Origin of the sequence: Anaeromicropila herbilytica (assembly GCF_016591975.1) — a bacterium.
Taxonomy (GTDB): Bacteria; Bacillota; Clostridia; order Lachnospirales; family Lachnospiraceae; genus Anaeromicropila; species Anaeromicropila herbilytica.
In genome coordinates this window covers 3216811-3229423 of the sequence record NZ_AP024169.1, presented here as the reverse complement: position 1 = coordinate 3229423, position 12613 = coordinate 3216811, and the positions used below count along the sequence as shown (strand labels likewise).

Here is a 12613-nt window from a genome sequence, read left to right as displayed (position 1 = left end):
ATAGAAAAAGGATATTTATAGTATAGTTTTTTTAATAAAATACCGATATAAGTATTGTAACTTTATGATAAGGGCTAATGTTAATAAAAAGGAAATTTTTATTGTACAAAGGAAGAGATTATAGTGTGAAATGAAAAACACTTCACATCCCTGATTTATCTGTCTTTGATGGCGGCAGATGGGAATAATGTGAAAAAATTTCACACCCCCCTGATATAAAAGCGACTAAAAGTCGCTCATGGGAGCTAGGAGGAGTATAATGCAAATCGTTTTAAAAAATGTAACAGAAGACATAGTAATTAAAAAATATGAGCAAATGAAAAACACTTTTATTGGTTGTAAATGCGAAAGATGTAAATTAGATATCATAGCATATGCTTTAAATCATTTACCACCTAAATATGTAATTACAAGTGAAGGGGAACTTATTGCTCACTTAGAGGCAGAACAAACACAGTTCGATACTGATTTAACAACATTAATGATAAAGGCGTCAATTGTAGTAAATGAACATCCACATCATAATGGCTAATTGATAGCTTTTTAATCATACTAGACAATGATTCTTGTCATTTAATAAAAGATAGCCAGTTGTTTTAAGATAGAATATGCCAAATGTATAGCACGTATATCAAATAACCTGCCATAATATAATTACATATTTTTGTATAGTCTTATGGCAGGCTATATTTGATACTAATGATATTAAATTTAATATAATTTGCTAAGTTAATCTAAAAAATAAAATTATTTGAAAAATTTTAAAAATAAGCTTGCTTTTTTAAAATAAAAGGAGTAAAATAGTCTTGTTCTTGAGGCCCGTTGGTCAAGTGGTCAAGATGTCGCATTCTCAGTGCGAAGACAGGGGTTCGACTCCCCTACGGGCTGGTACTTAAGGAAGAGTTTAGAGGTTATCTCTAGACTCTTTTTTCTAATCTTTTTTCTAATCCAATAAAAATAATAGGAGATGGTATTAATGTTTGAACTAATTATGATGTCTAGTTTAGGTATCCTAATTATCATAATTGGTTGGCTTATATGGGTCAAAGAAAGAATAAATTTAATACATGATTATCATCATACAAAAGTTTCAGAAGAAGATAAAAAGCCTTATACCACGTTAATGGGTAAGGGAACTTGCTTGATGGGCTTTGGTATTTTTCTATCTGGAATTATTGATTATGTATCCGTATCAGAATATGGGTTTTATGCATTTGGGATCGGATTTATAGGAGGTATTATTATAATGTTAATAGCACAATTTAAATATAACGGTGGTTTGTTTTAAAACTCATGTAAAAATTAATAGATACATACAAACTCAAAGCAAGTATTAAATAATATAAGCTTTGAGTTTTTTTAAATAATAAAATGTAAAATATTTCTTGAAATAAGCTTGAAAAAGTGGCAATATAGGATTGGTAACAGAAATCTGACTTTATAAATTACTAGTTTAAGATACTTGTTTACAGAAAGAATGAATTAGAGAATTTAGGAGGAAAGAAAATGAATGATTTATCAATTGCTCAAAAATACTTACTGTGTTCATTAAAGAAGAAGGGTGCAATATCTGCAATTCAAACAGAAGCTCTAACATGTGTTGTGTCTGCAGGTGTGATTGAATTAATCTTAAGTAAATGCGCCAAAATGAAAGAGAAGAAGAAAATAGAAATAATAGGTGAGTTGGATTCATCGTTAAAATACTTAAAATCCCTTTATGATCACGTAAATAAGAAAAAAGAAATGTCGGTTAATAAAATTGCATCGGATTATGTTTTTTCATTCACCAATAAAGATATTAAAGGGCTGATGGTGGATATAGCAGAATCCTTAGAAGCTAGTGGATATGTTAGTAGAGCAGAAGCAGGTATTTTTAGAAAGAAAACTGTTTACATACCTGTCAACGAAAAAGTTGATGCAGTCATTAATCAAGTGAAGAATGAGGTTTTAGGAAAAGCTGAAATGTCAGATGATACAGTAGCTTTTGTAAGTTTACTAGATAAGAGTCATCAGTTAAAAAGATTCTTTTCGAAAGATGAATCAGAGCAACTAAAAGTACGTTTAAAAGAAGTTAAGAATACATCTTCAAATAACTTAGTAAAACAGATGGTAGATTATGTAGATGCAATTTTTATTGCATGCACAGTCCATTAAAATAAATATCATCAAGTTTCAAATTTCTAGTAGAATACAATACATGTTATAAAGCATGAAAAATATGATATAATATTAATAGACGAAATCGAAAGCTAATATATCTAAAATACTCTTTCACAATATGATCATTCTAAATAGGATACTAAGTATGAAGTTTCAATTAGTGAAGGAAGTAATTATAGCGAATCGAAAGTATGAACATAATAAAATAAACATAACGAACATATACATAGGAGGCTTACATGAGCAAAGTATTATTAGTAATTGATATGCAGAATGATTTTATCGATGGATCTTTAGGAACAAAAGAAGCGGTTTCTATCGTTCCTAAAGTTGTTGAAAAAATAAAAGTTGCAAAGGCAGAGGGCACTGATATTATTTTTACTAAGGACACACATTCTGCTAATTATCTCACAACGATGGAAGGCAAAAAGCTTCCTGTTGAACACTGCATTAAACCATCTCATGGCTGGGAGATTCGTGAAGAATTATTACCATATGTAGAAAGCGTTGTTGAAAAGGGTACATTTGGTAGTATTGACTTGCCTGAATTAGTGAGTAATTATGATACAATTGAATTGGTTGGGTTATGCACAGATATATGCGTTATTTCAAATGCGCTATTATTAAAAGCAAATTTTCCAGAGAAGGAATTCATTGTTGATTCTACGTGCTGTGCTGGAGTTACGAAAGATTCTCATAAAAATGCTTTAGAAGCCATGAAGATGTGCCATATTGATGTTATTTAAAAGGTAAATTACACTATAGTAAACTATATGACTTTCGTAATTACTATGAATAAATTTAGAAAAAAGGAGAATGCCCAAGAGGGTTATTCTCCTTTTAAATCTTTCATGCATTCTTCTAGGTCCTTAACCGAACAGTCTAAGCTAGTATGTTTTAATACATAATCTCTTTTATCAGAATCTAGAGAAGCGAGAAATTCTTCCTTTTCATTATCCGTTCCAATAAGTTTTGGAGTAGCTGCTGGATATATTGAAAAGTTAGGAAACATCGGGTTGATTGGCATTAGAGGATCCATAGTTCTTTCTCCTTATCACAAATTAAAATGAAATAATCTCAATTTTAAATCTATAAAGAAACTATTTGATACTAGTATTTGTGAAAAGAAAGCATTTAAACTGATAAAATTATGGAAGTAAACCTTATGATAATCAAAATCTATTTTGTTGCATACGAATAGCCTTCCTGACATAAATTTTTATCACAGAAAGAATTGTAAGAAAGATTATAGAATCTTTGTAAAATATTTGAAATGATGATGCAACCTATACTCATCCTCCATAGTGTTATATGTAAGAAAATAAAAACGACACATTATATATGTAACATCATAGAGGAAAGACGGAAAGTATATTGAAGGATAGAAACGATATAATAATTTTCATGGAGGAGGAATAGCAATGAGAAGAAAATTAGTAAAGATCTTCTTGTGCATCGTCATTATTGGGAGTTTAATTAATGTAGGGTGCAGTAGGAAAAGTGATTATAAGGAGGACTCAACAACACCGATGGTGGATTCTTCTTATGATAATTTGAAAGATAATTCAGGAGACTTATCTAGCAGCAGTATTGGAGATGAATTAAATACTACTAATGATGTAAATGTCGAATCTGATACAAGCACAACGGATAAGGCAACTGACGGTTCGGTACAAAGTGAAGAAAAAGCAATAACAAATGGTACATCTATTGTATCCACTGCCAACCAAGTGGATGATAGTACCAATCGTAAACTGATAAAAATAGTATCTCTTGATTTAGAAACTTTAGACTACGATCTTCTGATTCAAAAGCTAGATCAAGATATCAAAAAATACAAGGGCTACGTGGAGGATTCAACCTTAAGTGGCAATAAGTATTTTAGCGAAGAAGATCAAAGATATAGTACGATGGTAGTAAGGATTCCAAAGGATCATATGGATGAGTTTGTTAATGAGGTTAGCAAAGATGGTAATGTAGTAAATAAAGAAGAGAAGACAGAAGATGTAACATTAGACTATGTTGATGTTGAAAGTCATAATAAATCGCTTAAGATTGAAGAGGAAAGGTTACTGGAACTTGTTAAAAAGGCTGAAAAATTAGAAGATATCATTACGTTGGAAACGAAGTTATCTGAGATTCGTTATGAAATTGAGGCGAATGAATCACAGATTCGTACCTACAATAATCTTGTAGAGTATAGCACAGTTAACTTGACGATTACAGAGGTAAAGAAAATAACTGAAGTATCTGCGCAGAAAAAGTCAGTATCGGAAAGAATTCATGAAGGATATGATAAGAATATTGAAAAATGTAGGGATAAAGCTCAGGACTTTTTTGTATGGTTTGTAATTAATCTGCCTTATATTGTGGCTTTATTAACAATTGCTATAGTTATTTTAGTTATATGTAAAAAGAAAATGAAGTTAAAAAAAGAAAATAAAGACGGAAAGAATAATAACAAAAATGATAACAACAATAATGGTAACAATAATAACAGTTTAAATGAGTAATACTACAGAAAATGTTAAATTGTTTAAAATAGAAATTAGTCATTGTGGGCTTCTATTAAAAGAATAACGATACGTGTAGTTAAAAAATAACAAAAAAGACTTGCAACAATAACACTATAGTGTTATACTACTATAGATAACAGCGTGATAATTGTAATGTAAGGAGTGGGCGAAAGTCCACTCCTTATATGTGTTATAAACTGGTTCCACTAAATTTTGCATAAATGGTTTAGTATAAAAATTGCTTGGAGACATGCATATAATTATATAAAAAGGCAGAATTTATTAGAAGATATATATAAACATTATAATAGGTATGATGGGTAGAAAAGAGGGATTAGATGGCGAAAAGAGAAGATTATGAAGCAAGAGCGGAAAAGCTAATAGAGCCAATTATAAAAGAAAACAATTTTGAACTATATGATATGGAATATGTAAAAGAGGGTTCAAACTGGTATTTGAGAGCATACATCGATAAAGAGAACGGAATTAATATCGATGATTGTGAACTTGTAAGTAGAGCGTTTAGTGAGCTACTAGATAAGAATGAATTTATCGAGGATGCCTATATTTTAGAAGTGAGTTCACCAGGACTTGGAAGACAACTTAAGAAAGATAAGCATTTTAGTAGATGCATTGGTGAAGAAGTTGAAGTTAAGCTTTATAAAGCATTGAATAAACAAAAAGAGTTTATTGGAATTTTAGATAGTTTTAATGAAGAGTCCATAACAATTGTATTGGATAATAATGAAAAGATGGAAATAGCAAAAGTTGATATTGCGATGGTTAGGTTAACTTTTGACTTTTAGGCTAGTTTATTAAGCTTTGGAAAGCCGTTGTGGTTTAAAATAGGAGGATAAATCAAAATGAATTCAGAATTAATTGAAGCACTTAATCAAATTGAAAAGGAAAAAAGTATAAGCAAAGATATTTTACTTGAAGCAATTGAAAATTCACTAGTAGCAGCTTGCAAGAATCATTTTGGTAAAGCGGATAATATTAAAGTAAATATTAACAGATCAACTGGTGAAGTTGCGGTATTTCAAGAAAGAGTTATTGTAGAAAAAGTTGAAGATTCTGTAACAGAGATTGCTTTAGCAGAAGCAGTTTTAAAATATCCTAGAAATGATATAGGTGATATCGTTAATATTGAAGTTACACCAAAGAACTTTGGACGTATTGCAGCTCAAAAAGCAAAACAAGTAGTAGTTCAAAAAATTCGTGAAGAAGAAAGAAAAGTCTTATTTAATCAATATTATGAGAGAGAAAAAGATGTAGTAACTGGTATTGTACAACGTTATGTTGGCAATAATGTAAGTATAAATTTGGGAAAAGTTGATGCGGTTCTTACCGAAAATGAACAAGTAAAGGGAGAACGTTTCAAACCTACGGATCGTATTAAACTTTATTTACTTGAAGTAAAAGACACAACAAAAGGTCCAAAAATTACAGTATCAAGAACTCATCCTGAACTTGTAAAGAGACTCTTTGAAGCAGAAGTAACAGAAGTAAAAGATGGTACAGTTGAGATTAAGAGTATCTCGAGAGAAGCTGGTTCTAGAACAAAGATGGCTGTGTATACGAATAATCCAGATGTAGATCCAGTAGGAGCTTGTGTAGGTCTTAACGGCGCAAGAGTAAATGCTATTGTAAATGAACTTAGAGGCGAGAAGATTGATATCATTAACTGGAACGATGATCCAGCTATATTAATTGAAAATGCACTTAGCCCAGCAAAGGTAGTATCTGTAGATGTTAACGTAGAAGAAAAAAGTGCAAAAGTAGTAGTTCCTGATTATCAATTATCTTTAGCAATTGGTAAAGAAGGCCAAAATGCTAGATTAGCAGCACGTTTAACAGGGTATAAAATCGATATTAAAAGTGAATCACAAGTAACAGAATAATTGCCCTTTTTATTATTTATATGTCGCTGAAAGCGACAGAAGGGAGCTTAAATGAGTGTCAAAAAAATACCTTTAAGACAGTGCACTGGTTGTGGAGAGATGAAAAGCAAAAAAGAAATGATTCGAGTGATTAAAACTCCAGAAGATGAAATTGTAATGGATACCACAGGCAAGAAGAATGGCAGAGGTGCATACATATGCGCATCTTCGGACTGTTTAAATAAAGCAATTAAGAATCGTGGACTTGAACGTTCTCTTAAAGTAAATATTCCAGCCGAGGTGTACGAAGAGTTAAAAGAGGAGCTAGAGAAACTTGAAGCAAGATAAAGTATTATCCCTAATTGGGTTAGCCACTAAGGCAGGAAATATCGCGAGCGGTGAATTTTCAACAGAAAAGGCAGTAAAGGAAGGTAAAGCTAGTCTTGTTATTGTTGCACTAGATGCATCAGATAATACGAAAAAGATGTTTACTAACATGTGTACGTTTTATAATGTACCAATCTGCTTTTATGAATTAAAGACGGAGTTAGGTCATGCAATGGGTAAAGAGATTAGAGCATCTTTAGCAGTCATTGATAAGGGCTTTGCCGACGCGATTATAAAGAAACTGGACACAAAAGTAGAATAGATAGTGTTTAAACACTTTATATTGTACGTCAATGAATAGCGGAGGTAAGAAGTATGTCAAAGATGAGAATACATGAATTGGCAAAACAGATAGATAAGCAAAGCAAGGATATCGTTAATTTTTTACAACAGAAAGGCATTGATGTTCATAATCATATGAGCACGGTTGACGAATCAAATATTGCATTAGTAAAAGAGCATTTTGCAAGTAGTAGTGATTCGAAGAACAGTAAGGAAAATACAGAAAAACCTACTGAACAGAAAACAAGTTCGGGACAAAAAGTTTTAAATCATCAAGTGACAGAGAAGAAAACAGAATCTGCTAACAATTTTAATAATTCAAATAATAATCACAATAATCAACAAACAAATAACCATAAAGATAATAAGCAAGTTATGAATCATTCTAACCAGGATAATAAAGAGCAACACCATTCTGACCAGAATCATAACAAGCCTAGATATACAAATGAACATACAAATCACGGAAATAGACCAAATAATACGAATGGTGACGCGGGTAATAGAACAAATAATATGAATAATAGACAGAATAATCAACAATCAAATAACAATAATAATAGACCGAATAACAACAATACCAGCAATAGCAACAACAATAATAGACCAAATAATAACAATAATAGCAATAACAATAATAGTAATAACAATAATAGACCAAGTAATAACAGTAGTAACAATAATTACAGAAATAATAACTCAAATAGTAATTCAAACAATAGAAATGCTAATAATGGTGGATATAATAGCAATTCAAATAATAGCTCAAATAACAATAATAGCCGAAACAACAATAACAATAATAACAACAATAATAGAAATAATAATTTTAATTCAAACCGTAACAATAATAACCGAAACAACAACAATAACAATAACAATAACAACAATAATAGAAATAATTCCAATGCTAATCAAAGCGGTAGATTTATCAAACCAGCACCAATTCAAGTTCAAGAAGCAAAGGAAGAAACAATCAAGACAATTATTATACCAGATTCTTTAACAATTAAGGAATTAGCAGACAAAATGAAAATGCCAGCTGCTTCTTTGGTTAAAAAGTTATTTTTACAAGGTAAAGTGGTTAATATTAATCAAGAGATTACTTTTGAAGAAGCAGAAGAAATTGCTTTAGAATATGAGATTATTGCTGAATTAGAGGAAAAGGTTAATATTGTAGAAGAATTGTTAAAAGAAGAAGAAGAGGACGAATCTACATTAGTAAAGAGACCTCCAGTTGTATGTGTTATGGGTCACGTTGACCATGGTAAGACATCTCTTCTTGATGCAATTAGAGAAACTCATGTAACAGCAAAAGAAGCGGGTGGTATTACACAACACATCGGTGCTTATGTTGTTGATATAAATGGTGAAAAGATTACTTTCTTAGATACACCAGGACATGAAGCGTTTACCTCAATGAGAATGCGTGGAGCAAAATCAACAGATATCGCTATTTTAGTTGTAGCAGCTGATGATGGTGTAATGCCTCAGACAGTGGAAGCAATCAGCCATGCAAAAGCAGCAGGTATTGAAATCATCGTTGCTGTTAATAAGATTGATAAACCAAGTGCGAATATTGAAAGAGTAAAACAAGAATTAACAGAATACGAATTGATCGCTGAAGATTGGGGCGGTAGTACAATATTTGTTCCTGTTTCTGCTCATACCAAAGAAGGTCTTGATCAACTTCTTGAGATGATTACTCTTACTGCAGAAGTATGTGAATTAAAAGCAAATCCAAACCGTAAGGGAAGAGGTATTGTAATTGAAGCAGAGCTTGATAAAGGTAGAGGTCCAGTTGCTACAATATTAGTACAAAAGGGTACCCTTCATGTTGGTGATTCAATTGCAATTGGTTCAGCATATGGTAAAGTTAGAGCAATGATGGATGATAAGGGTAGACGTGTAAAAGAAGCTGGACCATCTACTCCAGTTGAGATTCTTGGTCTTAATGAAGTTCCAGGTGCTGGTGAAATCTTTATGGCAACTGATAATGATAAAGAAGCACGTTCTATTGCAGAAGCATTTATTACACAAGGCAGAGAAAAGCTTCTTGATGATACAAAAGCAAAATTATCACTTGATGGTTTATTCTCACAGATTCAAGCTGGAAATATTAAAGAACTAAACCTTATTGTAAAAGCTGATGTTCAAGGTTCTGTTGAAGCAGTAAAACAAAGCTTATTAAAATTAAGTAATGAAGAAGTTGCAATTCGTATCATCCATGGTGGTGTAGGTGCAATTAATGAATCTGATGTTACATTAGCAAGTGCTTCCAATGCAATTATAATTGGATTTAATGTTCGTCCTGATAATACAGCAAAAGATATTGCAGATAGAGAAAAAGTTGATTTAAGATTATATCGAGTAATCTACAATGCTATTGAAGATATTGAAGCTGCCATGAAGGGAATGTTAGATCCTACATTTGAAGAGAAAGTATTAGGTCACGCAGAAGTACGTCAAGTATTTAAAGCTTCTGGTCTTGGAACTATTGCAGGTTCTTATGTATTAGATGGTAAGATTGTAAGAGGATCAGATGCAAGAATCGTCAGAGAAGGTGTTGTTATCTTCGAAGGACCTTTAGCTTCTCTTAAGAGATTTAAAGATGATGTAAAAGAAGTAAATACAGGATATGAATGTGGTCTTGTATTCGAGAAATACAACGATATTAAAGAAGGCGATCAAGTAGAAGTCTATACTATGGTTGAGATTCCAAGATAGTTCATATGTGGTGAGAAACTTGCTTTTAATTTAAGAGTAAGTATAAGATAAATAGAAAATAGGTTGTTATAAATCTATCATACTTGATAGTAGAGCGTTTCGCATTGCGTACGCTCTACTGCTTTATTCTTTTGTAGAAAATGTATTGAATCAAAAGATAAGAGCATAATTTAATACTAGATTAATAATGCAATGAAGAAAAAATAAGAGAGGTATTCGTTTATGAGAAAAAACAGTATCAAAAATACTAGAATTAATGGGGAAGTACAAAGGGAATTAAGTAAAATAATATCCAGAGAAATCAAAGATCCAAGAATTAATCCTATGACTTCTGTGGTAGCGGTAGAAGTAGCTCCAGATTTAAAACATGCTAAAGTATATATCAGTGTTTATGGTGATGTTGAATCACAAGCTAGTACAGTTCAAGGTTTAAGAAGCGCTGCGCCATATATTCGTAGTTTACTTGCAAAATCATTAAATCTTAGAAATACACCAGAACTTAATTTCATTATGGACCAATCCATAGAGTATGGTGTTAGTATGTCAAAGCTAATTAGTGATGTAAATAAGAATAATAGTTCGGATAATGATGAGATTGATGATGATATGGATGAGTTGGATGACGATGACGACTCAGATGATAATTAAATTATAAATATTTCCATTAGATGATATTAAGGGGGAAGCGTTACTTATTCAATGTCTTGACTAAACAGATAGGAGTGGTATGATGGATGACATTTTATTAGAGTTGGAGCATGCGAAGAAGATTGGAATAACAGGACATATTAGACCAGATGGTGATTGTATTGGTTCTTGCCTTTCTTTATATCAATATATAAAAAATAATACAAATGATTCCATAGTGGACGTATATTTAGAATATATACCAGATAACTATAACATGTTAGAGGGAATGAATGAGATAAATCATGATTATCAAAAAGAGGAAGAATATGATGTTTTTATCACGTTAGACTGTGGATCTATAGATAGAATTGGAAAAGCGGATAAATACTTTACGAAAGCAAAGAAGACAATATGTATCGATCATCACATTAGTAATCAAGCGTTTGCCGATGTCAATCATATAGTACCAGATGCTAGTTCAACTTGTGAGATTCTTTTTGGACTTATGAGAGAAGAGAAGATTAATAAAAGTATAGCAGAAGCATTATATACTGGTATTATTTATGATACTGGAGTATTTAAACATTCAAATACAACAGAAAAAACTATGAATATTGCTGGAAAATTGATTTGTAAAGGAATTAATTTTTCTAAAATAATAGATGAAAGTTTTTATCAAAAGACATATATTCAGAATCAATTACTGGGACGATGTTTGTTAGAAAGCTTTTTAGTACTTGATAAACGTTGTATTATAACATCAGTTTCTAGAAGAGATTTGGAATTCTATAATGCAACAACAAAGGACCTAGACGGCATTATTGATCAATTGAGAGTTACAAAAGGGATTCAGGTTGCTGTTTTTATTCATGAGTTAGATTTTCGTGAATATAAGGTAAGTATGCGCTCGAATGAAATCGTAAATGTTAGTAAGATTGCAAGTTTTTTTGGAGGCGGAGGTCATATTAAGGCAGCTGGTTTTTCGATGAAAGGATCATTACATGATGTGATTAATAATGTAACAAGGCATATAGAAGCACAACTTAACAACCTTGAAGTAACAAATTAGTAAGAAGATATACCACCATATTGGTAGATGGGAGCAAACGTGTTTAACGGAATTATTAATGTTTATAAGGAAAAAGGATATACATCCCACGATGTTGTAGCAAAACTTAGAGGAATATTGAAACAAAAGAAAATAGGACATACCGGTACTTTAGATCCAGACGCTACCGGCGTGTTACCTGTTTGCCTCGGAAAAGCTACCAAATTATGTGATATGTTGACGGATAAGGATAAGACTTATGAAGCAGTTCTATTATTAGGTACAACAACAGATACAGAAGATATGACTGGAACTGTTCTGGAATCTAAAGAAGTAACAGCTTCCAAGGAAGAAATTATAACTGCAATAATGCAATTTATTGGAGAATATGATCAAATACCACCTATGTACTCTGCGTTAAAAGTAAATGGTAAGAAATTATATGAACTTGCAAGAGAAGGAAAGGTAATTGAGAGAAAACCAAGAAAAGTATGGATACATAGTATCGATATCCTTGATGTTAATTATGATACGAAGGAAATACGTATGACAGTATCTTGTTCAAAAGGTACTTATATACGGTCTTTGTGTAGAGATATTGGAGAAGTGCTTTCTTGTGGCGGTTGCATGAAGAGCTTGGTACGCACGAAGGTAAGTCGATTTGTAATCGAAGATAGCTTTAAACTTGAAGAGATTGAAGCATTAGTTAAAGCGGAGAATATTGAGAAACATATTACTGCAATAGATGATATGTTTACTGAATATGAAGCGGTAATTGTAGACGAAAAGTTTAATAAGTTAATATATAATGGAAATGCATTTCATATCTCAAATATCATAGAGAAAGAGGATGGAATTCATACGGAATATGTTCGTGTTTATGATAGTTTGGGGCAATTTATTGGAATTTATGAATATCAGCTAGAAGAGGAACTATTCAAACCGAGAAAAATGTTTTTATAGTCCTTACTAAAGATTTAGGA

Annotated in this window: 14 protein-coding genes and 1 tRNA gene; 14 read left to right on the top strand and 1 reads right to left on the bottom strand. The window is 31.6% G+C overall.

The features are described 5' to 3' along the window. Positions 1–259: 259 nt before the first annotated feature. From bsdtb5_RS13985 to bsdtb5_RS13965, 5 genes are all read left to right on the top strand, one after another. Positions 260–532, top strand: a complete 273-nt coding sequence (locus tag bsdtb5_RS13985; RefSeq protein ID WP_271712595.1) for a late competence development ComFB family protein — start codon at positions 260–262, stop codon at positions 530–532. A gap of 284 nt (positions 533–816) precedes the next feature. Then, positions 817–888 (top strand) — tRNA-Glu (locus bsdtb5_RS13980). An 88-nt stretch (positions 889–976) separates the two neighbouring features. Beyond that, a complete protein-coding gene (locus tag bsdtb5_RS13975) occupies positions 977–1288 on the top strand; it encodes a DUF3784 domain-containing protein (RefSeq protein WP_271712594.1) in 312 nt (103 codons plus the stop codon). Between the two features lie 218 nt (positions 1289–1506). Then, positions 1507–2154, top strand: coding sequence for a GPP34 family phosphoprotein (locus bsdtb5_RS13970; RefSeq protein ID WP_271712593.1), 648 nt, complete (start codon positions 1507–1509; stop codon positions 2152–2154). Between the two features lie 245 nt (positions 2155–2399). Then, on the top strand, positions 2400–2906 hold the full coding sequence (locus bsdtb5_RS13965) for a cysteine hydrolase family protein (protein WP_271712592.1): 507 nt from the start codon (positions 2400–2402) through the stop codon (positions 2904–2906). A gap of 83 nt (positions 2907–2989) precedes the next feature. Here bsdtb5_RS13965 and bsdtb5_RS13960 read toward each other — a convergent pair whose 3' ends face one another. Then, positions 2990–3199, bottom strand: a complete 210-nt coding sequence (locus bsdtb5_RS13960; RefSeq protein ID WP_271712591.1) for a hypothetical protein — start codon at positions 3197–3199, stop codon at positions 2990–2992. Positions 3200–3581: 382 nt separating this feature from the next. On the opposite strand from bsdtb5_RS13960, the gene bsdtb5_RS13955 reads away from it, so the two are divergent. The 9 genes from bsdtb5_RS13955 to truB all read left to right on the top strand — a co-directional run bounded on the left by bsdtb5_RS13955 (position 3582) and on the right by truB (position 12593). Then, positions 3582–4673 (top strand): DUF4349 domain-containing protein, encoded by a 1092-nt coding sequence (locus bsdtb5_RS13955; RefSeq protein WP_271712590.1) that lies wholly within the window; start codon positions 3582–3584, stop codon positions 4671–4673. A 341-nt stretch (positions 4674–5014) separates the two neighbouring features. Then, a complete protein-coding gene (gene rimP, locus bsdtb5_RS13950) occupies positions 5015–5482 on the top strand; it encodes a ribosome maturation factor RimP (RefSeq protein ID WP_271712589.1) in 468 nt (155 codons plus the stop codon). Between the two features lie 57 nt (positions 5483–5539). Further along, positions 5540–6577 (top strand): transcription termination factor NusA, encoded by a 1038-nt coding sequence (nusA, locus tag bsdtb5_RS13945; RefSeq protein ID WP_271712588.1) that lies wholly within the window; start codon positions 5540–5542, stop codon positions 6575–6577. Between the two features lie 51 nt (positions 6578–6628). Then, on the top strand, positions 6629–6904 hold the full coding sequence (gene rnpM, locus bsdtb5_RS13940) for an RNase P modulator RnpM (RefSeq protein ID WP_271712587.1): 276 nt from the start codon (positions 6629–6631) through the stop codon (positions 6902–6904). After that, positions 6891–7205: a L7Ae/L30e/S12e/Gadd45 family ribosomal protein gene (locus tag bsdtb5_RS13935; RefSeq protein ID WP_271712586.1), complete on the top strand. Its 315-nt coding sequence runs from the start codon at positions 6891–6893 to the stop codon at positions 7203–7205. The genes rnpM and bsdtb5_RS13935 overlap by 14 nt, the downstream gene beginning before the upstream one ends. Positions 7206–7258: 53 nt before the next feature. Further along, a complete protein-coding gene (gene infB, locus bsdtb5_RS13930; RefSeq protein WP_271712585.1) occupies positions 7259–9952 on the top strand; it encodes a translation initiation factor IF-2 in 2694 nt (897 codons plus the stop codon). Between the two features lie 222 nt (positions 9953–10174). Next, positions 10175–10600, top strand: a complete 426-nt coding sequence (gene rbfA, locus bsdtb5_RS13925) for a 30S ribosome-binding factor RbfA (protein WP_271712584.1) — start codon at positions 10175–10177, stop codon at positions 10598–10600. Between the two features lie 82 nt (positions 10601–10682). Further along, the gene (locus bsdtb5_RS13920; protein WP_271712583.1) at positions 10683–11651 is read left to right on the top strand and encodes a DHH family phosphoesterase; all 969 of its coding nucleotides are present in this window, start codon (positions 10683–10685) and stop codon (positions 11649–11651) included. A gap of 39 nt (positions 11652–11690) precedes the next feature. Continuing rightward, the gene (gene truB / locus bsdtb5_RS13915; protein ID WP_271712582.1) at positions 11691–12593 is read left to right on the top strand and encodes a tRNA pseudouridine(55) synthase TruB; all 903 of its coding nucleotides are present in this window, start codon (positions 11691–11693) and stop codon (positions 12591–12593) included. Positions 12594–12613 lie beyond the last annotated feature (20 nt).

Coding starts and splice junctions, on each gene's coding strand:
- nusA (WP_271712588.1), top strand. CDS start 5,540: ATGAATTCAGAATTAATTGAAGCACTTAATCAAATTGAAAAGGAAAAA.
- bsdtb5_RS13975 (WP_271712594.1), top strand. CDS start 977: ATGTTTGAACTAATTATGATGTCTAGTTTAGGTATCCTAATTATCATA.
- rbfA (WP_271712584.1), top strand. CDS start 10,175: ATGAGAAAAAACAGTATCAAAAATACTAGAATTAATGGGGAAGTACAA.
- bsdtb5_RS13955 (WP_271712590.1), top strand. CDS start 3,582: ATGAGAAGAAAATTAGTAAAGATCTTCTTGTGCATCGTCATTATTGGG.
- rimP (WP_271712589.1), top strand. CDS start 5,015: ATGGCGAAAAGAGAAGATTATGAAGCAAGAGCGGAAAAGCTAATAGAG.
- bsdtb5_RS13920 (WP_271712583.1), top strand. CDS start 10,683: ATGGATGACATTTTATTAGAGTTGGAGCATGCGAAGAAGATTGGAATA.
- rnpM (WP_271712587.1), top strand. CDS start 6,629: ATGAGTGTCAAAAAAATACCTTTAAGACAGTGCACTGGTTGTGGAGAG.
- infB (WP_271712585.1), top strand. CDS start 7,259: ATGTCAAAGATGAGAATACATGAATTGGCAAAACAGATAGATAAGCAA.
- bsdtb5_RS13985 (WP_271712595.1), top strand. CDS start 260: ATGCAAATCGTTTTAAAAAATGTAACAGAAGACATAGTAATTAAAAAA.
- bsdtb5_RS13960 (WP_271712591.1), bottom strand. CDS start 3,199: ATGGATCCTCTAATGCCAATCAACCCGATGTTTCCTAACTTTTCAATA.
- bsdtb5_RS13965 (WP_271712592.1), top strand. CDS start 2,400: ATGAGCAAAGTATTATTAGTAATTGATATGCAGAATGATTTTATCGAT.
- bsdtb5_RS13970 (WP_271712593.1), top strand. CDS start 1,507: ATGAATGATTTATCAATTGCTCAAAAATACTTACTGTGTTCATTAAAG.